At 61.1% G+C, this 26,884-nt stretch carries 28 protein-coding genes; 12 read left to right on the forward strand and 16 right to left on the reverse strand.

Translation table 11 applies throughout. The annotated features are described in order from the left end of the window. Positions 1–7: 7 nt before the first annotated feature. Together ctaD and coxB are read right to left on the reverse strand one after the other, a co-directional pair. Complete coding sequence (gene ctaD, locus AC07OF_RS00290; protein ID WP_157190655.1) at positions 8–1,597, reverse strand: cytochrome c oxidase subunit I; 1,590 nt, start codon at positions 1,595–1,597, stop codon at positions 8–10. 52 nt (positions 1,598–1,649) lie between these two features. Continuing rightward, positions 1,650–2,777, reverse strand: coding sequence for a cytochrome c oxidase subunit II (gene coxB / locus AC07OF_RS00295; protein WP_157190654.1), 1,128 nt, complete (start codon positions 2,775–2,777; stop codon positions 1,650–1,652). Between the two features lie 369 nt (positions 2,778–3,146). Between coxB and AC07OF_RS00300 the strand changes: the two genes are divergently transcribed. After that, a complete protein-coding gene (locus AC07OF_RS00300) occupies positions 3,147–3,794 on the forward strand; it encodes a hypothetical protein (RefSeq protein ID WP_157190653.1) in 648 nt (215 codons plus the stop codon). A 71-nt stretch (positions 3,795–3,865) separates the two neighbouring features. Here AC07OF_RS00300 and AC07OF_RS00305 read toward each other — a convergent pair whose 3' ends face one another. The 6 genes from AC07OF_RS00305 to prlC all read right to left on the reverse strand — a co-directional run bounded on the left by AC07OF_RS00305 (position 3,866) and on the right by prlC (position 12,111). Continuing rightward, positions 3,866–5,398, reverse strand: a complete 1,533-nt coding sequence (locus AC07OF_RS00305; protein ID WP_495072457.1) for a SulP family inorganic anion transporter — start codon at positions 5,396–5,398, stop codon at positions 3,866–3,868. A 186-nt stretch (positions 5,399–5,584) separates the two neighbouring features. Continuing rightward, positions 5,585–6,304: a carbonic anhydrase gene (locus AC07OF_RS00310; RefSeq protein ID WP_038605207.1), complete on the reverse strand. Its 720-nt coding sequence runs from the start codon at positions 6,302–6,304 to the stop codon at positions 5,585–5,587. A 244-nt stretch (positions 6,305–6,548) separates the two neighbouring features. Continuing rightward, a complete protein-coding gene (locus AC07OF_RS00315; protein ID WP_495072458.1) occupies positions 6,549–7,610 on the reverse strand; it encodes a PA0069 family radical SAM protein in 1,062 nt (353 codons plus the stop codon). 73 nt (positions 7,611–7,683) lie between these two features. Further along, positions 7,684–9,666 carry a M3 family metallopeptidase gene (locus AC07OF_RS00320; RefSeq protein ID WP_157190650.1) on the reverse strand — a complete coding sequence of 661 codons (1,983 nt, stop codon included), beginning with the start codon at positions 9,664–9,666 and terminating at the stop codon, positions 7,684–7,686. Between the two features lie 118 nt (positions 9,667–9,784). Further along, positions 9,785–10,063: a YheV family putative zinc ribbon protein gene (locus tag AC07OF_RS00325; RefSeq protein ID WP_038605199.1), complete on the reverse strand. Its 279-nt coding sequence runs from the start codon at positions 10,061–10,063 to the stop codon at positions 9,785–9,787. Continuing rightward, positions 10,060–12,111 carry an oligopeptidase A gene (gene prlC, locus AC07OF_RS00330; RefSeq protein WP_495072459.1) on the reverse strand — a complete coding sequence of 684 codons (2,052 nt, stop codon included), beginning with the start codon at positions 12,109–12,111 and terminating at the stop codon, positions 10,060–10,062. Before prlC ends, AC07OF_RS00325 begins: the two co-directional genes overlap by 4 nt. A gap of 91 nt (positions 12,112–12,202) precedes the next feature. Here prlC and AC07OF_RS00335 point away from each other — a divergent pair, with 91 nt between their 5' ends. Together AC07OF_RS00335 and AC07OF_RS00340 are read left to right on the forward strand one after the other, a co-directional pair. Beyond that, positions 12,203–12,751 (forward strand): gamma carbonic anhydrase family protein, encoded by a 549-nt coding sequence (locus tag AC07OF_RS00335; protein ID WP_476446327.1) that lies wholly within the window; start codon positions 12,203–12,205, stop codon positions 12,749–12,751. Positions 12,752–12,780: 29 nt separating this feature from the next. Continuing rightward, on the forward strand, positions 12,781–13,431 hold the full coding sequence (locus tag AC07OF_RS00340; RefSeq protein WP_495072460.1) for an HAD family hydrolase: 651 nt from the start codon (positions 12,781–12,783) through the stop codon (positions 13,429–13,431). Positions 13,432–13,477: 46 nt separating this feature from the next. Here AC07OF_RS00340 and AC07OF_RS00345 read toward each other — a convergent pair whose 3' ends face one another. Beyond that, complete coding sequence (locus AC07OF_RS00345) at positions 13,478–14,587, reverse strand: aminopeptidase (protein WP_495072461.1); 1,110 nt, start codon at positions 14,585–14,587, stop codon at positions 13,478–13,480. A 67-nt stretch (positions 14,588–14,654) separates the two neighbouring features. On the opposite strand from AC07OF_RS00345, the gene AC07OF_RS00350 reads away from it, so the two are divergent. Both AC07OF_RS00350 and AC07OF_RS00355 read left to right on the forward strand, forming a co-directional pair. Continuing rightward, a complete protein-coding gene (locus AC07OF_RS00350) occupies positions 14,655–15,074 on the forward strand; it encodes a PA0061/PA0062 family lipoprotein (RefSeq protein ID WP_038605186.1) in 420 nt (139 codons plus the stop codon). A gap of 53 nt (positions 15,075–15,127) precedes the next feature. Next, on the forward strand, positions 15,128–15,541 hold the full coding sequence (locus AC07OF_RS00355; protein ID WP_157190646.1) for a PA0061/PA0062 family lipoprotein: 414 nt from the start codon (positions 15,128–15,130) through the stop codon (positions 15,539–15,541). 3 nt (positions 15,542–15,544) lie between these two features. Here AC07OF_RS00355 and AC07OF_RS00360 read toward each other — a convergent pair whose 3' ends face one another. Beyond that, positions 15,545–15,778, reverse strand: a complete 234-nt coding sequence (locus tag AC07OF_RS00360; RefSeq protein ID WP_038605181.1) for a DUF1161 domain-containing protein — start codon at positions 15,776–15,778, stop codon at positions 15,545–15,547. 202 nt (positions 15,779–15,980) lie between these two features. On the opposite strand from AC07OF_RS00360, the gene AC07OF_RS00365 reads away from it, so the two are divergent. Beyond that, positions 15,981–16,985: an LLM class flavin-dependent oxidoreductase gene (locus tag AC07OF_RS00365; protein WP_157190645.1), complete on the forward strand. Its 1,005-nt coding sequence runs from the start codon at positions 15,981–15,983 to the stop codon at positions 16,983–16,985. Positions 16,986–17,072: 87 nt separating this feature from the next. On the opposite strand, the gene AC07OF_RS00370 is transcribed toward AC07OF_RS00365, so the two are convergent. Both AC07OF_RS00370 and AC07OF_RS00375 read right to left on the reverse strand, forming a co-directional pair. Next, positions 17,073–17,297: a DUF1161 domain-containing protein gene (locus AC07OF_RS00370; protein WP_191833195.1), complete on the reverse strand. Its 225-nt coding sequence runs from the start codon at positions 17,295–17,297 to the stop codon at positions 17,073–17,075. A 106-nt stretch (positions 17,298–17,403) separates the two neighbouring features. After that, entirely contained in the window at positions 17,404–17,619 is a 216-nt protein-coding gene (locus AC07OF_RS00375) for a dodecin (RefSeq protein ID WP_038605173.1), read from the reverse strand. 154 nt (positions 17,620–17,773) lie between these two features. Between AC07OF_RS00375 and AC07OF_RS00380 the strand changes: the two genes are divergently transcribed. Continuing rightward, positions 17,774–18,100, forward strand: coding sequence for an ElaB/YgaM/YqjD family protein (locus AC07OF_RS00380; protein ID WP_038605170.1), 327 nt, complete (start codon positions 17,774–17,776; stop codon positions 18,098–18,100). Here AC07OF_RS00380 and AC07OF_RS00385 read toward each other — a convergent pair. Next, complete coding sequence (locus tag AC07OF_RS00385) at positions 18,097–18,993, reverse strand: LysR family transcriptional regulator (RefSeq protein WP_476446325.1); 897 nt, start codon at positions 18,991–18,993, stop codon at positions 18,097–18,099. The two genes, AC07OF_RS00380 and AC07OF_RS00385, sit on opposite strands and share 4 nt — an antisense overlap. A gap of 109 nt (positions 18,994–19,102) precedes the next feature. Here AC07OF_RS00385 and trpB point away from each other — a divergent pair, with 109 nt between their 5' ends. Further along, positions 19,103–20,320: a tryptophan synthase subunit beta gene (gene trpB, locus AC07OF_RS00390; RefSeq protein WP_038605164.1), complete on the forward strand. Its 1,218-nt coding sequence runs from the start codon at positions 19,103–19,105 to the stop codon at positions 20,318–20,320. Continuing rightward, positions 20,317–21,129, forward strand: a complete 813-nt coding sequence (gene trpA, locus AC07OF_RS00395) for a tryptophan synthase subunit alpha (protein WP_342623786.1) — start codon at positions 20,317–20,319, stop codon at positions 21,127–21,129. Before trpB ends, trpA begins: the two co-directional genes overlap by 4 nt. 104 nt (positions 21,130–21,233) lie before the next feature. On the opposite strand, the gene AC07OF_RS00400 is transcribed toward trpA, so the two are convergent. Then, positions 21,234–21,569, reverse strand: coding sequence for a DOPA 4,5-dioxygenase family protein (locus AC07OF_RS00400; RefSeq protein ID WP_342623785.1), 336 nt, complete (start codon positions 21,567–21,569; stop codon positions 21,234–21,236). A 76-nt stretch (positions 21,570–21,645) separates the two neighbouring features. Here AC07OF_RS00400 and AC07OF_RS00405 point away from each other — a divergent pair, with 76 nt between their 5' ends. Then, positions 21,646–22,263 carry an NAD(P)-dependent oxidoreductase gene (locus AC07OF_RS00405; RefSeq protein ID WP_157190639.1) on the forward strand — a complete coding sequence of 206 codons (618 nt, stop codon included), beginning with the start codon at positions 21,646–21,648 and terminating at the stop codon, positions 22,261–22,263. A gap of 79 nt (positions 22,264–22,342) precedes the next feature. Next, the gene (locus tag AC07OF_RS00410; protein ID WP_495072462.1) at positions 22,343–23,914 is read left to right on the forward strand and encodes a SulP family inorganic anion transporter; all 1,572 of its coding nucleotides are present in this window, start codon (positions 22,343–22,345) and stop codon (positions 23,912–23,914) included. Here AC07OF_RS00410 and aroE read toward each other — a convergent pair. Then, positions 23,911–24,735: a shikimate dehydrogenase gene (aroE, locus tag AC07OF_RS00415; protein ID WP_157190637.1), complete on the reverse strand. Its 825-nt coding sequence runs from the start codon at positions 24,733–24,735 to the stop codon at positions 23,911–23,913. The genes AC07OF_RS00410 and aroE overlap by 4 nt on opposite strands. A 55-nt stretch (positions 24,736–24,790) precedes the next feature. Beyond that, the gene (gene hemF / locus AC07OF_RS00420; RefSeq protein ID WP_157190636.1) at positions 24,791–25,717 is read right to left on the reverse strand and encodes an oxygen-dependent coproporphyrinogen oxidase; all 927 of its coding nucleotides are present in this window, start codon (positions 25,715–25,717) and stop codon (positions 24,791–24,793) included. A 130-nt stretch (positions 25,718–25,847) separates the two neighbouring features. Here hemF and AC07OF_RS00425 point away from each other — a divergent pair, with 130 nt between their 5' ends. Next, complete coding sequence (locus tag AC07OF_RS00425) at positions 25,848–26,825, forward strand: NADPH:quinone reductase (RefSeq protein ID WP_495072463.1); 978 nt, start codon at positions 25,848–25,850, stop codon at positions 26,823–26,825. The last annotated feature ends 59 nt before the right edge of the window (positions 26,826–26,884 follow it).

Consider the following 26,884-nt stretch of genomic DNA (forward strand, 5'->3'; position numbering starts at 1 on the left):
TTGCCGTTCATTTCACTTCCGGTGGGGTCTGGAAGGTGTGATAGGGCGCCGGTGACGGCACCGACCACTCCAGCCCCTCGGCACCATCCCAGGGTTTGGCCGGTGCCGGAGCACCGCCGCGAATGCACTTGATGACAATGAACAGGAAGAAGATCTGCGTGGCGCCAAAGGTAAAGGCACCGATCGAGGAGACCATGTTGAAGTCGGCGAACTGCAGGTTGTAGTCCGGAATCCTGCGCGGCATGCCGGCCAGGCCGACAAAGTGCATGGGGAAAAAGGCCATGTTCATGCCGATGAACGACAGCCAAAAATGCAGCTTGCCCAGGGTTTCGTCGTACATGTGCCCGGTCCATTTCGGCAGCCAGTAATAGGCTGAGGCGAAAATCCCGAAGATCGCCCCAGGCACCAGCACGTAATGGAAGTGGGCAACCACGAAGTAGGTATCGTGGTACTGGAAGTCCGCCGGGGCGATGGCCAGCATCAACCCGGAGAAGCCGCCGATGGTGAACAGGATGACGAAGGCGATGGCGAACAGCATCGGCGTCTCGAAGGTCAGCGAACCTTCCCACATGGTGCTGACCCAGTTGAATACCTTCACCCCGGTCGGCACCGCGATCAGCATGGTGGCGTACATGAAGAACAACTCGCCGACCACCGGGATGCCGACCACGAACATGTGGTGCGCCCAGACAATAAAGGACAGGAAGGCAATCGCGCCGGTGGCATAGACCATCGAGGTGTAGCCGAACAGCGGTTTGCGCGAGAACGCCGGGATGATCGAGCTGACCGCGCCGAACGCCGGCAGGATCATGATGTACACCTCGGGATGACCGAAGAACCAGAACACATGCTGGAACAACACCGGGTCACCGCCACCGGCAGCACTGAAGAAACTGGTGCCGAAGTGGATGTCCATCAGCATCATGGTCACCACACCGGCCAGCACCGGCATCACCGCAATCAGCAGGAAGGCGGTAATCAGCCAGGTCCAGACGAACAGCGGCATCTTCATCAGGGTCATGCCCGGGGCACGCAGGTTGAGGATGGTGGCGATGACGTTGATCGCGCCCATGATCGAACTGATACCCATCAGGTGGATGGCGAAGATGAAGAAGGTCACGCTTTCCGGGGCGTAGGTGGTCGATAACGGCGCATAGAAGGTCCAGCCGAAGTTCGGCCCGCCACCGGGCATGAACAGGGTCGAAACCAGCAGCAGGAACGCCGCTGGCAGCAGCCAGAAGCTGAAGTTGTTCATCCGCGGCAAGGCCATGTCCGGCGCGCCGATCATCAGCGGGATCATCCAGTTGGCCAGGCCGACGAAGGCCGGCATCACCGCGCCGAAGACCATCACCAGGCCGTGCATGGTGGTCATCTGGTTGAAGAACTCCGGCTGAACGATCTGCAGGCCGGGCTGGAACAGCTCGGCGCGGATCACCATGGCGAACGAGCCACCGAGCAGGAACATCATGAAACTGAACCACAGGTACATGGTGCCGATGTCTTTGTGGTTGGTGGTCAGCACCCAGCGCATCAGGCCCTTGGCCGGTCCGTGGGCGTGCTCATGACCATGACTGTGGTCGTCGATCACTGCGCTCATGTCCTGTCTCCTGCAGTCCGGTGGCTGGTGCGGGAATACCTGTCAGGCCGGCTCATTTGCTTTCTGCCTGTTTGATCGCCAGCACATCTTTTGGCGTGACCATGTCGCCTTTGTTGTTGCCCCAGGCGTTACGCTCGTAGGTCACCACGGCGGCGATATCCACTTCCGACAGCTGCTTGCCGAACGCGGCCATGGCGGTGCCGGGCTTGCCGTGGAAGACGATGCTCAGGTGATCTTCCTTGGGACCGGTGGCGATCTTCGAACCCTTGAGTGCCGGGAACATCGGCGGCAGGCCCTGGCCCTCGGCCTGGTGGCAGGCCACGCAGGTGGTGTGGTAAACCTTGTCGCCGCGCTCGACCAACTCTTGCAGGGTCCAGTCCTTGCTGGTCAGCTCCTTGAGCTTGGCCGCCTCGGCCTTGCGCTCGGCAAGCCAGGTGTCGTAATCGGCCTTGGACTTGACCTCGACCACCACCGGCATGAAGCCGTGGTCCTTGCCGCACAGTTCAGTGCACTGGCCCCGGTAGATGCCGGGCTTCTCGACCCGGGTCCAGGCCTCGTTGACGAAGCCGGGAATGGCATCACGCTTGACCGCAAAGGCCGGCACCCACCAGGAGTGAATGACGTCGGCGGCAGTGACCAGAAAGCGCACTTTGGCCCCCACCGGCAACACCAGTGGCTGGTCGACTTCGAGCAGGTAATGCTCGTCTTTGGGGGCTTTGTTGTGGATCTGCTCGGCGGGGGTGGCCAGGTTGCTGAAGAACTCGACGTCCTGGCCCAGGTATTTGTAATGCCACTTCCATTGGTAGCCAGTGACCTGGATATCCACATCCGACTCGCTGGCATCGTAGATATCGATCAGGGTCTTGGTCGCCGGAATGGCCATCGCCACCAGGATCAGGAACGGCACCACCGTCCACATGATCTCGACCCAGGTGTGCTCGTGGAAATGCGCAGGCTGCTGGCCGGTGGAACGACGGTGGATGATCATCGACCAGAACATCGCGCCAAAGACCACCAGGCCAATGATCACGCATATCCAGAAAATGATCATGTGCAGGTCGAACACTGCGTTGCTGACTTCAGTCGCCCCTGGCGCCATGTTCACGGTCCAGGCGGCGTTGGCCTGACCGAATACCGACCACAACAGGAGGCCCATCCAGACGTGTGGATGTCGCATCATTGCGGGTTCCCCTTATCGTTCTTGTTATCCCGGAGGCGTGGACCTACGGCTAAGGGTACGGCGGCCAAGACTGCGAACTTCGACGACCGAGCCCCTGCGAACTGCAGTCGGGCCTCATCAGCGAATCACTTTCAAACCGGAGTATAGACAGCGACCTTGACCACGCAATGCGATAAAGGAATTCAAACCGCTGCAGTTGAACGTTTGCGCGGCAGGCCGCGGTTTGTCTGGGGTGGGAGCACAATGATGGCATTTCGATATAATCACTGACTATAAGTGGTCCCGGTTTATGCCAAATACGTCTTAGCGGATTGCAGAACCGAGCTACCTTATGTCTTCCGTTTGTCACGCCTTTACCCTGGAGTTGTCATGAACATCGCCGCTTTGCGCGAGCAGATCACCCGTGCCCATCAACATGAGACCGAAACCGGCCAACTGAAAGAACAACTGATCAAACAACTGCCGCACCTGCATCCTTCGATCCAGCTACCGGAAAGCGACGCCCATGGCGCCTTGGCACGCTTCGTCAGCGCCTACATTGAACAGGTTCCGGAAATGCTCGAGGCCGCCAATGCAGTGGCCCGCGAAGCCGGTATCGAATCGCAGATCAAGCCGGTGCTGAAAATCGCTGAACAGTATTTCCTGCAACCGCCAGCCATCACCAATACCCATCTGGGCCTGGGATGCCTGCTGGACGAAGCCTACCTGGCACATCGCCTGGTGGAAGAAGTCAACGACCTGTACATCAAGCACTTCAATCAGCCGCTGATCCCGCTGGACACCACCGTGGCCAACCTGATTGCCCACCAACTGATCGGCGAAGAATTCGCCAACCAGCTGGATGAAGTGGTGCACCACTCTGTGGATGAAATGCTTAATGAAGAGAGCTTTGCCCTGGAGTCGGTCGAGCAATACCGCGACAAACTCAGCAGCCCGGACACAGGCGCCGCGTGGAAACGCTGGCCGTGCCTGTCGCGGCAACTGGGTGTGGGTCTGGAGCTGGATCAGTCGGCTTGAGGTTCAACTGCATCGCGGGGCAAGCTTCCCACTGAGATCACCTGTGGGAGCGGGCTTGCCCCGCGATAGCGTCACGCGCCCAATCCAGCCGTGGTGCGAACCCGGCCTTCGACCCGGCGCTTGAGCCGACGCTGCTCGATCAGTAGCCTCGAGCCCTTGCCGACATTGGCCCGGCCCCAATCCTCAAGCAGTTCAAGGCAGGAATGGTCGATGTAGCTGAGGTTGGCCAGCGGCACATGCAGCGTGGTACCGGCGGGAATGCCTTCAAGTACCTGAGCCAGCGCCGGCACCTTGAGAAAGGTCGCCGCGCCGCTCAAACGCAGCTCCAGGTGACCCGGCGCCTCGCGGCTGACCACACTGATCTTCAGACGCGCCGCCTTCAGCGCCAGCTTCAGCAACGTCAGGGCGAAGCCCAGCAGCACTCCGGTCAACAGATCGGTGAAGATGATTGCCAGCGCCGTCGCCGCGTAAGTGAACATCGGCATCCGCCCATAGCGGCCCAGACCGCGAAAGGCCTTGAAGTCGACCAGTTTGATGCCGGTGTACACCAGCACACCCGCCAGGCTCGCCACCGGTATCTGTTGCAGGACGCTGCTGAGTACCACGACAAAAGCCAGCAACCAGAGCCCATGCAGAATCGCCGACAGGCGCGTGCGGGCACCGGCCTGAACATTGGCCGAGCTGCGCACGATCACCCCGGTCATCGGCAGCGCGCCGAGCACACCACAGAGCATGTTGCCGACACCTTGCGCCGACAGTTCACGGTCGAAGTCCGAGCGCTGACCATTGTGCATGCGGTCCACCGCAGCAGCCGAGAGCAAGGTCTCGGCACTGGCGATGAAAGCCAGGGCAAAGGCGGCAACCAGCAGGTTCGGGTCGGCAAGGTTGAGCAGATCAGCCGGCCGCAGCCAGTCGATGGCCTGGCTCAGGTCCGCAGGCACCTGAACACGGTTGACCGGTAGCGCCAGCCACAGACTGAGCGCGGTCATCAACGCCACTCCGAGCAATGCACCGGGGACAAAACGCAACGACTGCGGGCGCAAACGCTCCCAGCTCCACATCACCGCGATGGTGCCAAATCCCAATGCCGCTGCTTTCCAGCCATTGCCCTGGCTTTCCAGCGGTAGCGCCTGGCTGACCGTTGCGGGAAAACCCAGCAGATTGGCAAGGCCTGACGGCTGCGGTGCGCTGTCGAACATCACATGCACTTGCGACAGTACGATCAGCACACCGATACCGGCCAGCATGCCGTACACCACCGCCGGTGCCGTGACCCGGAACCAGCAACCCAGGCGCAAGCGCCCGGCCAACAGCTGCAGCAAACCGGCCAGCAACAGGATCGGTCCGAGCATCGCCACACCGTGTTGGCGCACCAGCTCAAACACCAGCACCGCCAGGCCAGCCGCCGGCCCGCTGACCTGTAACGGCGAACCCGCCAGCCAACCGACCACGATACCGCCGATGATCCCGGTGATCAGGCCTTTGGCGGGCGGCATGCCCGAGGCAATGGCGATGCCCATGCACAGGGGCAGGGCGACCAGAAACACCACCACCGAGGCCAGCAATTCACGCGGCAATGCCGCTTTGATCTGTGTCTTGTTCACCGTGTAACTCCTTCTCTCAAGTTCAAGGCCATTCCTATGGCCGCTGGCACACCCCCTGACACACGAGCAGGCGCAAACCGCCAGCGAGCCGGCAAGGCAGTCAGGGAAATTCAAGGCAGCCGATGACCAGGCCGCACCAGGCAGGTGCAGCCGTCAATCAGCTTGTAACGGGGGTGTCAGGGACGCTTAGTAGCGTCCTCTCGGGGTTGCGCAGGGGATCGGCTGACCTGCAGCGAGGGGCAGGAAACTGTCGCTGGCGGCGTCGTAGGCCTCGATCTGGCTGGTTTCGATGTCATAGATCCAGCCATGGATGTAGAGCTGGCCGGCCGCCAGGCGCGAGGCTACCGAAGGATGAGTGCGCAGGTGGTGCAACTGGGCAATGACGTTTTCCTTGGTCAGTACCTGCATGCTTTCATGCTCGCTGCCGCAGGAGCAGTTGTCCTCGACCACCGTACGGGCGACTTCGGCATGACGCAGCCAGGCCTTGACCGTCGGCATCTTCTCCAGGCTCTGTGGATTGAGTACCGCGCGCATGGCACCACAATCGGAGTGACCGCAAATGATGATGTGGTGTACGCCAAGGGCCAGGACCGCATATTCGATCGCGGTGGAAACGCCACCGTTCATTTGCCCGTAGGGCGGTACGACGTTGCCCACGTTACGGGTGACGAACAGGTCGCCAGGGGAGCTCTGGGTAATCAACTCGGGCACGATGCGCGAGTCGGCACAGGTGATGAACATCGCCCGAGGCGTTTGTGCGGTGGCGAGCTTCTTGAACAGCTCCTGCTGTTCAGGGAAGACGTCGTGGTGAAACCGCAGAAAGCCGTCGACGATATGCTTCAGGGCGGCATCGGCGCTCTCGGCGGGTACTTCCGGAACGGCCTTGGATGGGTCCTTGACGGGCATGCTTCATCCTCTTTGACGTTTTAGGTTAAGTCCATTTTACCGGGTTGATGATTCAAACAGCGCATGACATTTGGATGTATGACGCGCACCAACAATCACATCAGTTGTTGGCTGAATTCCTACGCTACTCGGCGAAACTTAACTCAAACTGAATTGCGAGGCTCTAGAACGGGCGTTCCAGAGATTCAAAGAGTTGCCTGGATAATATCAAAAAAACATCAATGGCCAATACCCAGTATTGAAATCAGAGCAGTGACATCTGTCTGCCCGGCGGACAAAAGGCTGTGCAATCAAGGGAGTAGCCTTCGCGCTGGTTCAACCCGAGTCGACGAATCGTTTTGCGAAAGCGCTGCGCCAGCAACTCGGCAAATACCCCTTCGCCGCGCATGCGCGCACCGAAACGGCTGTCGTACAACTCGCCGCCACGACTCTGGCGGATCAGGCTCAGGACATGGTTGGCCCGTTGCGGGTAGTGATCCTGTAACCACTGCTCAAACAATGGCGCGACCTCCAGCGGCAGCCGCAACATCATGTAGGCAGCACTGAGGGCTCCATTGGCCTTGGCGGCCTCCAGCAGATGCTCAAGCTCACTGTCGTTGATCATCGGGATCATCGGTGAACACAACACCCCCACGGGTATTCCGGTCTCGCTGAGTACGCGAATTGCCCGCAACCGGGCCTTGGGCGCTGCGGCGCGCGGCTCGAGGGTGCGCTTGAGCTCGTCATCGAGTGTGGTGAGGCTGATCATCACGACCACCAGACGCTGCTGCGCCAACTCGGCGAGCAGGTCCAGGTCACGCAGGATCAGCGAACCCTTGGTGACGATGGTGACCGGGTGACGATAGCGCAGCAGTACTTCGAGCAGGCGTCGGGTCAGCTTCTGCTCGCGTTCGATGGGCTGGTAAGGATCGGTGTTGGAACCCAGGTTGATCGGCGCGCAGACATAACCTGGCTTGCTCAGTTGCTGCTCCAGCACCTCGGCAGCGTTGGTCTTGGCGATCAGCCTGGTTTCGAAGTCCAGCCCGGGGGAGAGGTCCCAATAGGCATGACTGGGGCGCGCATAACAGTAAATGCAGCCGTGCTCACAACCGCGATAGGGATTGATCGAGCGGTCGAAGGGCAGGTCGGGAGAGTTGTTGCGGGTAATGATGCTCTTGGCGGTTTCGCTTCGCACCTCGGTACCTTGGGTCAGCGGCACCTCCTGGTACCAGCCGTCATCCTCGGCCACCGTATGATGAGGGGCGAAGCGGTTGTCGGGGTTGTTGGTGGTGCCACGCCCCCGTAGCGGTCCTTGAGGAGTGAACATCAATAGAAACCCCGTATACTGTTTTTATGTACAGTACCCGGGGTGAATTCAAGTTTCCAGTACCGCTGAGCTGTCAGTCGGCGCTGACGATTGATTGCGCACGGTCAATGAACGCCTGGATGGATGCCGACATTGATCGCGACGCCCCCGGCGCCAGCAGCTCACCCCGCATGGCCTGCCCCAGGCGCGAGTCGAAAACACCCTGGTCCTTGAACCAGGCAAACACATCAGTGGCGTGCTCTTCAGCCCACAGGTAGCAGTAAAAGCCCGCTTCATAACCTGTAACCATGTAGTCAAAGCCGTTGGCAAAACGATCATTGCTTGCCAGCGGTAGCACCTGAGTGCGGGCATAGACATCCGCAACCACTTGCTCGATGCTGCGATCATTGCCGTAACTACGATGCAGTTCAAAATCGAGCAGCGCCTTCTTCAGACCGTCGGCCTTCTCCAGACCCCGCTGCGTTTCTCTCGCTTCCAGCCAGCGCTGCACTTCAGCCAGAGAAGCGCGCTCGCCGCCGGTTCGGTGCGCGGATACAGATTGCAGGCTCTGAGCTGACCAGCACCATTGCTCCAGGAGCTTGCCGGCGAACTCCGAAAAGTCGTGACCCAATTCATGAATACTGTTTAAACGCCTATTGGAGTTGGCCATCAGTACTTGATGGAGGCAATGATGAAACTCATGGAACAGTTTGCACAGGTCCTTGTGGCCTAGCTGTATCCCCCTTGGCTCGTAGTAACCAAACAAGGCTGCGACGGGTCGCGACAAAGTACCATCGGCATCTACATGTCGATTGCGAATGGCAAGTGACCACGGCCAGGCCGGCTTGCCTGGACGGATAAAAGCGTCGAGGTAGATATGACCCAAGACATCGCCAGCTTCGGCAACTTGCAGCACCTGTACGTTGTCATCCCAGACTTCGGCCTCAACTTTTTTTATCGATATGCCATACAACTGCTCGACCAAGCCAATCAGCCCGCTTAGGGCCGTTTCGAACGAATAGTATTCGCGCAAGGCTTGATCTGGATCGCGCCCCTCATGCTGACGCAGCTTCTGCGCATAAAACTCATAGTCCCAAGGCTGCAGATCATCGCAGCCCTGTTCCCTGGCAAACGAACGCAACTGATCGGCCTCCCGCTCAAGGCGTGGCCGTTCACGCGCTATCAGCGTGCTCAAGAACGTTTCGACTTCAGCTGTCGATTGCGCAGCCTTGGTTTGCAGGCTCAGTTCGACAAAATCGACAAAGCCCAAAAGCTGTGCCTTTTCGTGGCGTAACCGTAGCAGTGCCTGCAACACTGGACCATTGTCGTGCTGGGATTGCCCGGCGGCCTGATCGGAAGCGCGCGTCACATAAGCCAGATAAATCTCTTTGCGCAGATCGCGGCTATCGGCATATTGCAGGACGGTTTTGCACACCGGCTCTTCAAGCGTCAACAACCAGCCACTGAGCCCGCTGGCTTGCGCTTTGTGCTGCATGTCCGCCAGGTCCGCAGCAGGTATGCCTGCCAATGCTTCGACGTCGGTTATGTGCTTGCTCAAGTGCTCTGTCGCGGCGCGAAGCTTCTCCCGAAACTCCCCTTCAAGGCCGACAATAGCTGTTTCCTGAGTAGTAAATTGCTGGCGACCAGAGCGGTCAATATTCGCCCCCTCGAGACGAAAGTCGCGAAGGATGCGCTTGAGTACTGCCACCTGTTCATCGCTGAGGTCAGAAGGATCGAGTCGTTGATAAGCGCTGAACAGCTGCTGATTCTGATACTTGTCTGTGCGATAGGCCCTGCGCTCAGCATCGCACTCACCGACAGCAGAATTCCACTCATCGCTGGTAAATGCCAATGGCACCAAAGGGTAAAAAGTGTCTTCCAGGCGTTTATCGAGCGCCTCAACGGCCAGCACCAGACCGTTCCAGCTTGGGGTATCGGCCTCACGCTCGATGATTAGCGTCAACGCGCTGCGGTTCTCTTCGACAATTTGCTGTATTGCGGGCAGAAGGTCCTCTACCTGTACGCTTGCGTAGGGGAACAGGTCGAATGGCTGTAGCAGGGGGTTGGCACGGGTCATGATTCACTCCTTGAATGGATGGCAGGACCCGCAACCTACCGCCAGGGAGTGTACAGACTCGTCTATTTATCTACCGCAGATCGGCGCCCCGATGTGCTATCGGGGCACCGCGCCAGCCTTATTCAGCCGGCTTTTTCAGCTTGGGATTAGGGAAGAACTGCACCGTCTGCACCTTGGCCTCGGCCGGTTTGACCTCGACCTTGTTGACCCGGGTACCCAGCTCTTTGGGCACCGACAACCCCTGTTCATTGAGGGTGTCGGAGAACCCGCACGCCACGCACTCACGATGCGGAACGCTGTCTTCGCTCCACATCATCAGCTTGTCCGGCTCGCTGCACGCCGGGCAGACCGCCCCGGCGATGAAGCGTTTCTTGGTTATCACAGGCCCATCACTCATGCCGCCGCTTCCTCACTCAAGCCACTGTGGCGCAAGAGTGCATCGATTGAAGGCTCACGGCCACGGAAGTCGACGAACAGCAGCATTGGCTCCTGGGAACCGCCACGGGCCAGGATCGCTTCACGGAACGCGCGGCCGGTTTCAGCGTTGAGCACGCCTTCTTCCTCGAAACGCGAGAAGGCATCGGCCGAGAGCACTTCAGCCCATTTGTAGCTGTAGTAACCCGCGGCATAACCGCCGGCGAAGATATGCGCAAAGCTGTTGGGGAAGCGGTTGTACGCCGGTGGACGCATGACCGAAACCTCGTCGCGAATGCCTTCGAGCACCTCCAGTACGCTGCGGCCGTCGCCATGGCTGGCATGCAGTTCGAAGTCGAATAGCGAGAACTCCAGCTGGCGGACCATCATCAGCCCGGACTGGAAGTTCTTCGCCGCCAGCATCTTCTCCAGCAGGTCCTGAGGCAGGGCGGCGCCGGATTCGTAATGACCGGAAATCAGCGCCAGGCCTTCCGGCTCCCAGCACCAGTTTTCCATGAACTGGCTGGGCAGCTCGACCGCATCCCAGGCCACGCCGTTGATCCCGGAGACCCCGGCATGATCGATGCGGGTCAACAGGTGATGCAGGCCATGACCGAACTCGTGGAACAGGGTGGTGACTTCGTCGTGAGTCAGCAGCGCCGGCTTGCCGGGTGCTGCCGGGGTGAAGTTGCACACCAGGTTGGCCACCGGGCTCTGCAGCATGCCAGCCTCGGTGCGGCGACGATCACGGGCACCGTCCATCCAGGCACCGCCGCGCTTGTTGGCGCGGGCGTAAAGGTCGAAGAAGAAACGTCCGACGTGTTGGCCGTGTTCCTTGATCTCGAACAGGCGCACGTCTGGATGCCAGGTATCGAAACCCTTGAGCTCGGCGATCTCGATGCCGTACAGGCGCTGGACGATGGCGAACAGGCCGGAGAGCACCTTGTCGATAGGGAAGTAGGCGCGCAATGTTTCCTGGGAAACGCTGTAGCGCTGCTCACGAAGTTTTTCACCGTAGAAACCGCTGTCCCAGCTCTGCAGGTCCGGGCAACCCTGCTCGGCGGCATAGGCCTTGAGCTGGGCCAGGTCCTGGGCGGCGAACGGTTTGCTGCGCTTGGCCAGGTCACGCAGGAAGCTCAGCACCTGATCGCTGGACTCGGCCATTTTGGTGGCCAGGCTCAACTCGGCAAAGTTGGCATAACCGAGCAGCTCAGCCAGCTCCTGACGCAGGTCGAGGATCTCGCGCATTACCGGGCCGTTGTCGAACTGACCGGCGTTCGGGCCCTGATCGGAGGCGCGGGTGCAGTAGGCAGCGTAGATTTCTTCGCGCAGGGCGCGGTCTTCGGCGTAGGTCATCACCGCGTAGTAGCTGGGGAATTCCAGGCTGATCAGCCAGCCATCGAGGCCCTTGGCCTGGGCGGCGGCAGCCATCTGCGCCTTGGCCGAATCGGTCAGCCCGGCCAGCGCCGCTTCGTCGGTAACGTGCTTGGTCCAGGCCTGGGTGGCGTCGAGCAATTGGTTGGAGAAACGGCTGCCCAGCTCGCTGAGCTTGCTCTGTACTTGCGCATAACGTTGCTGCTGATCGGCCGGCAGGTCGATACCCGACAGGCGGAAGTCACGCAGGGCGTGTTCGAGAATAGTCTTTTGCGCGACATCGAAGCCCGCCGCTTCAGGGCTGGCGATCAGCGCTTCGTAAGCCTGGAACAGCTCACGGTTCTGGCCCAGTTCGGTGGCATACGCGCTCAGTGCCGGCAGGCAGGCCTCGTAGGCTTCGCGCAACTCGGCGCTGTTGCACACCGCGTTGAGATGGCTGACCGGGCTCCAGGCAGCGCCCAGGCGGTCGTTGAGTTCGTCCATGGCCAGCACCAGGCCGGCCCAGCTTGGATTCTGGCCCTGGGTCTTGAGGATGTCGGCAATGGCAGTACGGTTGTCGGCCAGGATCTGTTCAATCGCCGGCTGCACATGCTCGGCACGGATCGCCGAGAAGGGCGGCAAGTCATAAGACTGCAGTAACGGGTTGTTCGCACTCACGGTTAAACACCTTGGCAGAAGAAACATGGGACCATCTTAATTACAATCGACGCCGACCGCAGCCCTATCAATACCAAAGAGAACCCCTATCATGGCCACCCGCAGCTTCCAGAACCATTCACCCCGCTTGGGCGAGCGCGCATTCGTCGACCGCAGCGCCGTGGTCCTGGGGGATGTCGAGATTGGCGCCGACAGCTCGGTATGGCCATTGACGGTGATCCGCGGCGATATGCACCGCATCCGCATCGGTGCGCGCACCAGCGTGCAGGATGGCAGCGTGCTGCATATCACCCATGCCGGGCCGTTCAACCCGGACGGTTTCCCGCTGTTGATCGGCGATGAAGTAACCATTGGTCACAAAGTCATGCTGCACGGCTGCACCCTGGGCAACCGGATCCTGGTCGGCATGGGCACTACCATCATGGACGGCGCGGTGGTCGAAGACGAGGTGATCATCGGTGCAGGTAGCCTGGTTCCACCTGGCAAGCGCCTGGAAAGTGGCTTTCTGTATGTCGGCAGCCCGGTGAAACAGGCCCGTGCCCTGACCGAAAAAGAACGCGCGTTCTTTCCGTACAGCGCCAGCAACTACGTGAAACTCAAAGACCAGCACCTTGCCGAAGGCTACCACTTGCCTGAGTGAACGTGCCTACAGCCCTTATCGAGACAGTCATGCACCAGCAAAACATCCTCTTCGACCTCGACGGTACCCTGACCGACCCGCGCCTGGGCATTACCCGCTCGATTCAGTACGCCCTGGCCAAACTCGGCATCGATGAGCCGGACCTGGCACGCCTGGAGCACTTCATCGGCCCGCCCTTGCTGCAGGCGTTCATGCAGTTTTATGGCTTCGACGAAGCCAAGGCCTGGGACGCGGTGAACTTCTATCGTGAGCGTTTCAAGATCACCGGATTGTACGAGAACCAGATGTTCGACGGCGTCCAGCCATTACTTGAAGCCTTGAACGGGCAGGGCAGGACGCTGTACATCGCCACCTCCAAACCCTGGGAGTTCGCCCGCGAGATCGCCCGGCATTTCCAGTTCGATCATCACTTCAAGATGATCTACGGCAGCGAGCTCGACGGCACCCGTACCAACAAGGTCGAACTCATCGCCCATCTACTGGCTGAAGAAGCGCTGGACCCGGCCCAGACACTGATGATCGGCGACCGCAAACATGACCTGATCGGGGCCCGCAGCAATGGTCTTGAGGCGGTGGCGGTGGGTTATGGGTTTGGCAGCCATGAGGAGCTGACGGCGGAGCAGCCGACTTATCACTTTGCGACGTTGGCCGAACTGCACAAAGCCTTTCAGCGCGCCTGAAGGCCTCATCGCTGGCAAGGCCAGCTCCCACAACAATCAGGGCCGATCACTTGCCTCCGTGGGAGCTGGTCTTGCCGGCGATGCTTTTCAAGGCCTGATGCCGCTGTTCAAGCGGCAGCCTGCCCAAGGTTTCGACCCGCTCATAAAACACCTCCCAATCCCCGCCCACCTGGGTAAACAATCCCGCAAACGCCGGCACCCACTGGTCATACAAACCAAATGGCAGCAGCTTGGCGTTGTTCATCGGCGCATTGATCCAGGCGTCATAGCGCCCTTTGCCTCCCCACTGACTATCGCGCAGCGTCCGGTAATCACGGCGCAAGCGTTCGAATTCGGCCTGTTTGCCGGCGCGTTTGCCTGACTCGCTCAGCGGTGCTGCATACAGCGTCTTGAGCCGCTCCCGGCTGGCCAGCACCAACGCAACGAACTGGTCGCGCTGCTGACTGTCGTCCTGGGTCTGCGCCGGCAGGCCACGAGCAGCCCGCCACTGGCGAGCGCCTTGCTGCTCGACGAAGGTGGCAAAGGACTCATTGAACGCGGTGTCGTCCTGCACATACAGGCGCTGATGCGCCAGTTCATGGAAGATAACGCTGGCCAATCGCTCGTCGCCCCACCCAAGCATGGAGCTGAGGATCGGGTCGTCGAACCAGCCCAGGGTCGAATAGGCTTCCACCCCACCGACATAGACATCCAGCCCCTGCTGTTTCTGCAACGCCGCGGCCCCGCGGGCAGCACCCTGGCTGTAGTAACCGCGATAGGCGACGCAACCGGCAATCGGGAAGCAATGGGTCTGGGGTTCGAGCGAAAACTCCGGGGTGGCGAACACATTCCACACCACGAACGGGCGGCCAATGTCGGCATACACCCGATAGCTGCGGTTATCCGGCAGCTTCAGTTGTGCGCTGGCAAAAGCCCGTGCCTGTTCGGCCTGAAGCAGATGCTGGCGCAGTTTGGCCGGGGTGGCTGGGTCCGCTACCAGCTCGGCCACCGGTTGACGGGCCTGCAACAGCTGCAACTGTCCGCTGGCCAGTTGCCCGTAGTAACTGATGCTGGAACAACCGTTGAGCAGCCCGAACGCCAACAAGGGAACCAAGTAGCGAAAAAAATGGTCGAGTGCCCCATGACTTGAGCGCAATAAAAGAAATAGTCGAAGCATCCGCGTCCCGTCATCCGCTCAAAGGCTCATCAGCTTCAAGACTATCCTGCCCGGCTGGAGTTTTGCCATGCGTACACTGCTTGTCATCAGTGCTCTTCTGCTTCTGTCCGGCTGTGCCGGGTTGTTGTTGCCTCATCCCGACCCCAACCAGGCCTGGATCGACCTCGCCACCGGCCAGGACGATACCTTGCATGCCGTGGAAGTGGACGACCGGGCCTGGGCCGACAAACGCTATTTCGAAGTGTCGCCAGGCAGCCACGAGTTGACCGTGCGCTACCTGTTTCCGGTAACGCCGAGCAATATCGGCCCGGTCAGTGAACCGCTGTGGCGCGATTGCCAACTGAATGTGAAATTCAAGGATTTCAGTGCCGGACAACGCTATCAGCTCGAAGCCGGCAGCATCGGCTTTCGGCCATGGGCCAAGCTGTATGACGAGCAGCGCAATCTGGTCAGTAAAGGGCTACCGGCGGGCTGCCAGCGCACCTGATAGCGCGAATGGCGCTATGCTTGTGCTTTGTAGGTTGCAAGCGGGAGTTTGCCATGCGCCAGCCAATGATGCTGATTGCCCTCAGTACCCTGGGGGCTTGCGCCAGCCCCTTGCCGCCCGTTGATAGCAAACAGGCCTGGATCGACCTCTACACCATGACACCCGGCAAGTTGCTGATGGCCGACCGCCTGGATGGCGAGCGCCTCAACGACGGACGCTTCTTCCAGGTCACGCCGGGCAGGCACGAGCTGACCGTACGCTTCGATTTCGAGGTGAAATCCAGTGGTTTCTCGGTCGATCCGGTAGAGCGCACCTGCTACCTGAAAGTGCGCTACGACCACTTCGAAGCCGGCCAGCGCTATCGTCTCGAAGCGCGGGCACCAGCCATGCGACCCAGCGCCTATCTCTACGACGCGCAACGCAAGGTCGTCGCCGAAGAAGCCAACGACATTTTCTGCATACCCTGACGCCTAGCGATCATTCTTCTGGTAGATGATCTTCTTGGTGCCACCCTCACAGCTGCCAACGACCATGTTCTGGTCGTGAACATCCTCGTTCTTGACGATTTCCAGGGTGTAGGAGCTCACGTTATTGGCCTGGATCTTCGCTTCGATCTCAGCCTTGAGCTCTTCGCAATTCTTTGGCGCAGCCAGCGCAGAAGTCGCCAGCAGCGAAGCCAGCACAGCAATTGCAACACGGATCATGGGACAGCTCCTTGTGACGGCAGCGATTGTGCCGACACCTATTTGACCACAAGCGGGTATCCCGGTTCTGCCTCCGCCCTTGCGCCAGCAAGTTCAGTTCGATTGCATCCCAGGCATTGAATCCTCAGGAAGTGCCCATACAGAGCTAAAAAGGCCATCGCGCAATGCCGGCCAACTGACTGCCGAGGAGGCTTAACTGCCCATGAAGCGACTTGCAGACATTAAATTTTCCACCCTCGACCTGGTCCCGGTGCGTGCCGACGGCAGCCCGGCGCAGTCCCTGCGCAACTCGCTGGACCTGGCGCAACACGTGGAAAAATTCGGCTACAACCGCTTCTGGGTCGCCGAGCACCACAACATGGACGGCATCGCCAGCTCGGCCACCGCTGTGCTGCTCAGTTACCTCGCCGGTGGCACTTCGACTATTCGCGTCGGTGCCGGTGGCGTCATGCTGCCCAACCATGCACCGCTGGTGATTGCCGAGCAGTTTGGCACCCTGGAAAGCCTCTATCCCGGTCGTATTGACCTGGGCCTGGGGCGTGCGCCGGGTTCTGACCAGATGACCGCTCGTGCCCTGCGTCGTGAACGCTCCGGCAGTGCTGACGATTTTCCTGACGATGTCGAAGAGCTGGTGCGCTACCTGGGGCCTCGGACCGCGGAGCAGAAAGTCATCGCCGTGCCCGGTTACGGCACCAACGTGCCGATCTGGTTGCTCGGTTCCAGCCTGTTCAGCGCCCAGCTGGCCGGCATGCGCGGCCTGCCCTATGCCTTTGCCTCGCATTTCGCCCCGCGCTACATGCACGAAGCTATCCGTATCTACCGTAACCACTTCCAGCCTTCGGCAGTGCTCGATAAACCGTATGTGATGCTGGGAGTGCCACTGGTTGCTGCCGACACTGACGAGCAGGCCAATTACCTGGCGACCTCGGTGTATCAGCGAATTCTTGCCCTGATGCGCGGCCAGAGCCTGGTACAGCGGCCACCGGTGCAAAGCATGGACGGCCTGTGGCTGCCCCATGAACGCGAGGCGGTGGGCGATTTCCTGGGACTGGCGATGGTTGGCGGGCCGCAGAAGATCCGCGCCAAGCTAGATGTCTTGCTGGAGCAAACCCAGGCAGATGAGCTGATCTTCACCTGCGACCTGTATGAGCATGCGGACCGGATTCGGTCCTATGAGCTGCTGGCGCAGGTGATACGCGAGAGCTAATGGCCCCATCGCCAGCAAGGCTGGCTCCCACAAAGATTGCCTTGGCACTCATCTGTGGGAGCTGGCGTTGCCAGCGATGAAGTCCGATCAGCCACGCTTGTAGACGATTTCCTTGGTGCCGCCTTCGCAGGTCCCGACGACCTTGCCGTCCGCCGCTGCACCCTTGTCAACGATCTCCAACGAGTAGCCGCTGACGCCTTTGGCATCAAGCTTGGCGGCTATTTCACTCTTCAATTCTTCGCACGGTTTGCCCGCGGCAAGGGCAGTGCCCGCCAGCGCCATCAAACCCAGTGCCACTACCAACTTCTTCATCGATCGCTTTCCTTGTTCAGATCAAAGTGGAGGAGGGCGCCGGAACCCGTCCGGGCGCCTCAGGACTGTGTAACTCAATTGACCCGCACAAGCCAGTGTCATGCCTTCAGCTGTTGACGATACGGAATCCCACCTTGAGCGTTACCTGAAAGTGCGCCGCCTTGTTGTCCTTGATGTGCCCGCGGGTGTCGACCACTTCGAACCACTCAAGGTGCTTGATGCTTTTGCCCGCTTCGGCCAGGGCATTGTTGATCGCCTCTTCGATGCTGTTGGGTGACGAGCCGACGAGTTCGATTTTCTTGTAAGTGTGATGATCCGACATGAGCAGTCTCCGTTTCGAAGGTGAACTTTGAGCCTAGCAGCGCCCGCCTGATTTACCTGCAAGAGGTCATTACCCGGGAAATTCGGACGGCACTTTCTCGCCGCGGCGAAGTCGGAACCAGAACAGCTCACTCACACCTCGAAGGAGAGCCACCATGGCCAACCATTCGCTGCGTAAAGCGTCGCTGCAAAGTATGGAAGCGGAGATCGAAAGCCTGCTCAAGTCGCTGGAAAGCCTCAAGGACGATGCCTCGGATGAGTCGCGCAAGACCCTCAAGACGCTCAAGGGCAACGCCGAGAACGCATTGCGTCATTCGCGCAGCCTGCTCAGCGATGCCTATGAAGAGGTGAAAACCAAGACCCGCCAGACCGGCCTGGCCACCCGCGACTACGCCCAGGAACACCCCTGGACCACCGCTGGCGTTGCCATTGGTGCCCTTGGCCTGCTCGCCGCCTACCTGATGTGCAGACGCGATAACTAATCGCTCTGGCGCGCCAGCTCCGCGCGCAACCATCCGGCCAGTTGCTCGGCGCGCCCATCCGCGGCGCGGCGCGGCACCCACAACGCCAAGGCGGCCTGCGTCTGGCAAAAGCCCCAGGGTGCAGCCAGACGCCCGGCACGCAAGTCATCGGCCACCAACGGCTGCGGCGCGATTGCCACACCCAGGCCGGCGACAGCCGCTTCCAGCAAGTAATACAGATGCTCGAAATCCTGGCCGTAGCGCAGCGCCTCAGGGTTGATACCCTGTTGCTGCGCCCAGCTTGGCCAGGCCTGTGGACGTGAGGTGGTCTGCAACAGGGTCTCTTCCAGCAAGGCCTCAGCTGGCGCCTGCTGCAGGCGGGAGAAGCCTGTGAAGTGCGGGCTGAGCACCGGACCGATGCGCTCCTGGGCCAGCACATGCACCTGCATATCGGCCGGCCAGGGTGGCTCGGCGAACACCAGCAGGGCGTCAAGGCCGGGACGACGCGGATCGAGGTCGCCTTCACCAGCGGACAAATGCAGACGCAGTTCCGGCAAGTCCGCCTTCAGACGGCCCAGTCGTGGAATGAACCAGCGCGCCAGCAAACTGCCGGAGCAACCGAGCACAAACGGCGCGTCGGCACTGCTCTGGCTCAACTCGGCACACACACTGCGCAAGCGCTCGAAGGCATCGGAGCTGGCATCACGCAACCGCAAGCCGGCATCTGTGAGTTTAATGCCACGCCCGTCCTTGACGAACAGGCTGACCCCCAGATGCTCTTCAAGCACCTTCAACTGCCGGCTGACGGCGCCATGGGTAACGTGCAGTTGCTCGGCTGCCTGGCTGACGCTGTTGAGTCGGGCAGTGGCTTCGAAAGCCCGCAGGGCATTGAGGGGTGGCAGGTCCTGGCGCATAACGTGTGAGTTTTCCTGACATGTTCAAGCAATCTTATCGGTTTTCAGCCGCGCCTGTCGTGGTTACAGTAAAGCCATTCCCAGTCTTCACTACGCCCTGGAGCGACCCATGACCCAGACCAACTTCCGCGCCGGCCCCGATGCCAATGGCCTGTTTGGCGCATTCGGCGGCCGCTACGTGGCTGAAACCCTGATGCCGCTGGTGCTCGACCTTGCCCGCGAGTACGAAGCCGCCAAAGCCGATCCTGAGTTCCTTGAGCAACTGGCCTACTTCCAGCGCGACTACATCGGCCGTCCCAATCCGCTGTACTTCGCCGAACGCCTGACCGAACACTGTGGCGGTGCAAAGATCTTCTTCAAACGTGAAGAGCTCAACCACACCGGCGCGCACAAGGTGAACAACTGCATCGGCCAGGTGCTGCTGGCCAAGCGCATGGGCAAAAAGCGCCTGATCGCCGAAACCGGCGCCGGCATGCACGGCGTGGCCACCGCCACCGTGGCCGCACGCTTCGGCCTGCCTTGCGTGATCTACATGGGTGCTACCGACATCGAGCGCCAACAGGCCAACGTGTTCCGCATGAAGCTGCTCGGCGCCGAGATCGTCCCGGTGACCTCCGGTACCGGCACGCTCAAGGACGCCATGAACGAGGCCCTGCGCGACTGGGTCACCAACGTCGAAGACACCTTCTACCTGATCGGCACCGTTGCCGGTCCACACCCGTACCCGGCTATGGTGCGCGACTTCCAGTCGATCATCGGCAAGGAAACCCGCGCCCAGCTGCAGGAGAAAGAAGGCCGTCTGCCCGACAGCCTGATCGCCTGCGTTGGCGGCGGTTCCAATGCCATGGGCCTGTTCCATGACTTCCTCGACGACACCAGCGTGCAGATCATCGGCGTCGAAGCCGGTGGCCACGGTGTCGACACCGACAAGCATGCCGCCAGCCTCACCGGTGGTGTTCCGGGCGTTCTGCATGGCAACCGCACTTACCTGCTGCAGGATGCCGACGGCCAGATCACCGATGCCCACTCGATTTCTGCCGGCCTGGACTACCCGGGCATCGGCCCTGAACACGCCTACCTGCATGAAGTGAAACGCGTCGAATACGTCAGCATCAACGACGAAGAAGCCTTGGCCGCGTTCCATACCACCTGCCGCCTGGAAGGCATCATTCCAGCCCTGGAAACCTCCCACGCGCTGGCCGAAGCGATCAAACGCGCCCCGACCCTGCCCAAGGATCACCTGATGGTGGTGTGCCTGTCCGGGCGTGGCGACAAAGACATGCAAACCGTGATGAGCCATATGGCTGCCCAGGAGAAACAGGCATGAGCCGGATCGAACAACGCTTCGCCGAACTGAAGGCCGAAGGCCGTTCTGCACTGGTCACCTTCATCACCGCCGGCGACCCTGGCTACGATGCCTCGCTGGCGATCCTCAAAGGCCTGCCGGCTGCTGGCGCCGACGTCATCGAGCTGGGCATGCCGTTCACCGATCCGATGGCCGACGGCGTGTCCATCCAGTTGGCGACCTTGCGTGCCCTGGAGGCTGGCCAGACCCTGGCGAAAACCTTGCAGATGGTTCGCGAGTTCCGCGTCGACAACCAGACCACGCCGATCGTGCTGATGGGCTACTACAACCCGATCCACCGCTTTGGCGCCGAAGCCTTTGTCGCCCAGGCCAAGGAAGTGGGGGTCGACGGTCTGATCATCGTCGACCTGCCGCCTGAGCATGACGCCGAGCTGGCTACCCCGGCCCAGGCATCCGGTATCGATTTCATCCGCCTGACCACCCCGACCACCGACGACGTGCGCCTGCCGCGCGTGCTGGAACGCAGCTCCGGCTTCGTCTATTACGTTTCGGTAGCGGGTGTCACCGGTGCGGGCTCGGCCACTACCGAGCAGGTCAGCAGCGCCATCGAGCGCCTGCGCCGGCATACCGACCTGCCGATCAGCGTCGGTTTCGGTATCCGTACTCCAGAGCAGGCGGCAGCCATCGCCAAACTGGCCGATGGTGTGGTGGTCGGTTCGGCGCTGGTCGACAAGATTGCCCAGGCCAAGTCGGCTGATCAGGCCGTGGGTGATGTGCTGGAGCTGTGTTCGGCGCTGGCCCAGGGTGTGCGGGGCGCGCGCAAGGCTTGATTGCGCGGCGACTTCATCGCCGGCAAGGCCGGCTCCCACATGGACCTGTCTGCACCGGGCTATTGTGGGAGCCGGCCTTGCCGGCGATGGCAGCACCACCCGAATCAGGAAGGCTCGAAGATCGACAGATCAAGCGGCCGGATCGCCCCCATCCAGATCGCATGATCGCGATGATCCGCCAGATCATCTCCGGTCAGCGGATGCAGAAACACCACCAGCCCATGGCGATACAGTGCTAGCCAGGGCAACACCACCCCGACCACTTCCGGCCCGAACGCCAGTTGGCAGCTCCAGTCCGGATGCGGACCGACCGGCTTCTGATGCATGCGGCCCATAGTCACCCCAAACAGTTTGGCAGCCTCTTCACATAGCTGCCGCGCTTGCTCCATGGTGCTGGCGTCATAATAGACATGGGCGTGATACCCCTTGATCCTTTGCACGAAAACTCCTGAATCACAAGAACCCCCAAGGCATCCCGGGGTCAAATGATCACCCGCCTGAAAAGGGAGTGACCTGGTGAAAAATGCCGAAACCCCAGTGTTCAAACTGATCCTGGTCGGTGGTTTGAGCAGCCTGGGCAGCGCCCTGATGGCCGAATTGCTCAAGCGCCAGCATGAAGTGATCGCCGTGGTCGACGACTTGAACACCCTGGCGCCACGCCCGGGCCTGCACTTCAAGATAGGCGGGCTGAACAGCGTTGATCAAGCGGAGCAAAGCGTAGCCGGTGGCTCGGCGGTGGTCTGCCTGCTGGCGGCGCTGGCTCCCGACGATTTCGTCGCACAGCTGCGCATGAGCCAGGCACTGGTTGCCGGCATGTCTCGCACAACTATACGCCGCCTGTTGCTGGTCGGCGATTTCAGCGTGCTCGACCATAGCGAAGGTCACAGCGAGCAACAACGGGCCTGTGCCGATCAAATCGTCGACCTGTTGCAACGCAGCCCGCTGCACTGGACCTTGATCAACACCCCGCTGCAAGTCGCCGGGCTGGGCATCGAACACTTCCACCAGACCCACGGCACCCTGGAGCCGGGCCTTCGCGAACCGTTGCAACACCTGGCCAGGGTAGCTGCCGCCATGGTCGATGCCCTGGAGTTGAAACTGCACTACGGCGAGCATGTGAACTTCGTCTTCTGACGCACCTGCTCTTTACGGCTTGCACCCAGGCGCCGGACATCGCACCCTGAACAGCTTCCATTCGTGATAGAGCATGTCCATGGCCTGGCCAGATCGCCAACGTCTGCTGCCGTTTCTCAGCTGGCTGCCCCGGCAAACCCGCGCCAGTGTGCGGCGCGATCTGCTGGTTGGGCTGAGCGGGGCGATCCTCGCATTGCCGCAATCCATCGCCTACGCATTAATCGCCGGCCTGCCCGCCGAATATGGCTTGTATGCAGCGATTGTCCCGGTGCTGATTGCCTGCCTCTGGGGTTCGTCCTGGCACCTGATCTGCGGGCCGACGGCGGCGATTTCCATTGTGCTCTATGCCAGCGTCAGCCCCCTGGCTGTCAGCGGCAGTGACGACTACATCACCCTGATCCTGTTGCTTACGTTCCTCGCCGGAGTGTTTCAGTGGTTGCTGGGAATGCTGCGTTTCGGCGCACTGGTCAATTTTGTCTCTCATTCGGTGGTGCTGGGCTTTACCCTCGGCGCCGCAGTGGTCATCGCCCTGGGACAACTGCCGAGTCTGTTGGGGCTGGATCTGCCCAGCCAGGCCACTGCGTTGAAGACCCTGGAAAGCCTGCTGGAACACGCAGGAGAAGTAGACTGGCCTTCGCTGGTGCTGGGTCTGGGTACGTTGCTGCTGGGCGTTGCGCTGAAGCTGCTGCGCCCGCGCTGGCCCGGCCTGTTGATAACCCTGACGATTGCCAGCCTGCTGGTCTGGTTGCTGCCTGGAGTATTCGCCCATGTGCAATTGGTACCCGGATTCGCCGGCCAGTTGCCGCCCCTGAGCCCATTGCCGCTGCTCGACTTCGAACTGATCCTGCGCTTGCTGCCCAGCGCCGTGGCGGTGGGCATGCTGGGGCTGGTCACCAGCCTGTCGATAGCCCGTTCGTTGTCATCGCGCTCGGAACAATTGATCGACGCCAACCAGGAGATCCGCGGCCAGGGCCTGTCGAACATGGTTGGCAGCTGGTTCTCCGGTTATCTGTCGTCAGGTTCCTTCACCCGCTCCGGGCTGAGCTATGACGCCGGTGCCCGCTCACCCTTGGCCGGAGTCTTCTCGGCGCTCTGGGTCGCGCTGTTCGCCGTGGCCGGCGCCAGCCTGATTGCACATATCCCGATCCCGGCGATGGCCGCCAGCATCCTGTTGATCTGCTGGGGCCTGATCGATCATCGGGCGATGCGGGCGCTGTTGCGGGTCAGCCGTTCGGAGTTTCTGGTCATGGCCCTGACCGCTGCGGCAACCTTGCTGCTGGAGCTACAGACCGCCATCTACGCCGGCGTGCTGGCGTCATTGTTCTTCTACCTCAAACGCACGTCACGACCACGAATTCAGCAATCACGTGAAGGCGACGCAGATGTGCTGCGTGTCGGCGGTTCGATTTTCTTCGGCGCCAGCCATTACCTGCAGGTGCGCCTGCAACGCTGCCAGGGCCCCGACGTGGTGATCGATGCCCGGCAGATCAACTTCATCGACTTTTCCGGCGTCGACATGCTCCACCGCGAAGCCCGCCGATTGCGTCGGGCAGGCGGCAGCCTGACGCTGCATCGGGCGCGTCCGCAAGTGATTGAGGAATTACATAAGCTGGAAGGGGCAGCATTCTGCCCGATCCGCTTCGAGGGTTAACCGCGAGCCAGCTGGCGGCGCAGTTCGTCCAGTACCGGAGCGGTATCCGGACGCACGCCGCGCCAGATGAAGAACGCTTCAGCGGCTTGCTCGGCGAGCATGCCCAAGCCGTCGAGAACCTTGGCGGCCTTGTGTTCGCTGGCCCAGCGGCAGAAGGGCGTCGGCTCTTTGCCGTACATCATGTCGTAGCACACGGTTTTACCCGGCTCGATCAAGCTGGCGGAGATCGGCGGCAATTCACCGGCAAGGCTCGCGGAGGTGGCGTTGATGATCAGGTCAACCGGCTCTTGCAGCCAGCTGAAACCACTGGCAGCCACCGGGCCCAGGTCGGCGAATTCGCGCGCCAGCTGTTCGGCTTTTTCCACAGTGCGGTTGGCAATCACCAGCGAGGCCGGATTGTGCGCCAGCAACGGTTCCAGCACGCCGCGCACAGCACCACCGGCGCCGAGCAGGAGAATGCGCTTGCCCGCCAGTTGCACACCGGCATTGACCGTCAGGTCACGAACCAGCCCGGCGCCGTCGGTATTGTCGCCCTGCAGGGTACCGTCGGCCAGCTTGCTCAAGGTATTCACCGCACCAGCGCGCTGAGCCCGTGGCGTCAGGCTATCGACCAGGCGGTAGGCTTCTTCCTTGAATGGCACAGTGACGTTGGCACCCAGCCCCTGCTTGAAGAAACCCTGGGCACACATGCTGAAATCGTCCAGCGGCGCCAGCAAGGTGCTGTACTCCAGTTGCTGGCCGGTCTGGTCGGCGAACAAGCGGTGGATCAGCGGCGATTTACTGTGGCCGATCGGGTTGCCGAATACAACGTACTGGTCCATTCACGCGGTTCCTGGGTCAAGGTCGGGCAGGGCCGGAAAAGTTATCCACAACGGCTCAGTGGCTGGCCTTGGCTTCGCCAAGCCAGTCACGGTCCTGGAGGAAATACTCGGTCAGGCGCGCTTCTGCGCTGCCTGGTGCGGCTTTCCAATCGTACCCCCAACGCACTTGCGGTGGCAGCGACATCAGGATCGATTCAGTACGCCCGCCCGATTGCAGGCCGAACAGGGTGCCACGGTCGTAGACCAGGTTGAACTCGACATAGCGGCCGCGACGGTATTCCTGGAACTCGCGCTGCTCGGCCGTGTAGGCCATGGCCTTGCGACGCTGGACGATCGGCAGGTAGGCCTCGATGTAGGCATCGCCGATGGCGCGCATGAACGCGAAGCAGGTGTCGAAATCCCACTCGTTCAGGTCATCGAAGAACAGGCCGCCAATACCGCGTGGCTCGCCGCGATGCTTGAGGTGGAAGTAACGGTCGCACCAGGCCTTGTAACGCGGGTAGACGTCGGCACCGAACGGCGCACAGGCGCGCTCGGCCACCTGGTGCCAGTGCAGGCAGTCTTCTTCGTTGCCGTAGTAAGGGGTCAGATCGAAACCGCCGCCGAACCACCAGACCGCTTCTTCGCCTTCTTTCTCGGCGATGAAGAACCGCACATTGGCGTGCGAGGTCGGTACATGCGGGTTATGCGGGTGGATAACCAGCGATACCCCCAGGGCCTCGAAACCACGCCCGGCCAGTTCCGGCCGATGGGCGCTCGCCGAAGGCGGCAGGCCGCTGCCGAAGACGTGGGAGAAGTTCACGCCGCCCTTTTCGATGACCTTGCCTTCACCGATCACCCGGGTCCGTCCACCACCACCGGCTTCACGCGTCCAGGCGTCTTCGACAAAGCGGGCACCGCCGTCTTCGGTTTCGAGGGCGGCACAAATACGGTCTTGCAAGTCGAGCAGGTAGGCTTTCACGGCCTCGGTGCGGCTAGTCATCAGATCACCTGGAAGCGGGCATGAGCAAATTCGGCGCGTAGCATACCACCGGCGGCTGGCTGGCCGCAGTTGACGGCGATCAAGCAAAGGCGTCCGATAGGGGTTTTCCCAGCCCGACAGGAGAGTGCAGATGGCCAAGCGTATCCAGTTCAGCCAGCATGGGGGCCCGGAGGTCCTGCAACTGGTCGATTTCGAACCTGCCGCACCCGGTCCGCAGCAGGTCCGCGTACGCAACCAGGCCATCGGCCTGAACTTTATCGATACTTACTTTCGCAGCGGCCTGTACGCGCCTCCGGCATTGCCGTCGGGGCTGGGCACGGAAGGTGCAGGGATAGTCGAGGCGGTCGGTGCTCAGGTCACCCGGCTCAAGGTCGGCGACCGTGTGGCCTATGCCGGGGGCCCGCTGGGTGCCTACAGCGAAGTGCATGTGCTGCCCGAAGCCAATCTGGTCAAACTGCCCGACGCCATCAGCTTCGAACAGGCCGCGGCGGTCATGCTCAAGGGCCTGACCGTGCAATACCTGCTCAAACAGACCTACGCCGTGCAACCGGGCGACACCCTTCTGTTTCACGCCGCTGCCGGTGGCGTTGGCTCACTGGCCTGCCAATGGGCCAAGGCTCTGGGTGCCAAATTGATCGGTACCGTGAGTTCGGCGGAAAAAGCCGAGCGCGCCAAAGCGCTGGGGGCCTGGGCGACCATCGACTACAGCCATGAGGATGTGGCCCAACGCGTGCTGGAACTGACTGACGGCAAAAAGTGCCCGGTGGTCTACGACGGCGTTGGTCAGGACACCTGGCTGACTTCGCTGGATTGCCTGGCGCCGCGCGGTCTGATGGTCAGCTTCGGTAACGCCTCGGGCGCGGTCAGCGGGGTGAATCTGGGCATCCTGGCGCAAAAGGGTTCGCTGTATGTCACCCGGCCGACCCTGGCCAGCTACGCCAACAATGCCGAAAACACCCAGGCGATGGCCGATGACCTGTTCGCGATGATCGCCAGCGGCAAGCTGACGGTGGATATCCAGCAGCGCTATCCGCTGAGTGAGGCGGCCAAGGCGCAGACCGAATTGTCGGCGCGCAGGACGGTGGGATCTACGGTGCTGTTGCCGTGAGATTGTGTTGAGTTCATCGCCGGCAAGGCCGGCTCCCACAGGTTCAGGTTCACACCGCC

Source organism: Pseudomonas sp. GW821-FHT10B02, assembly GCF_059415665.1.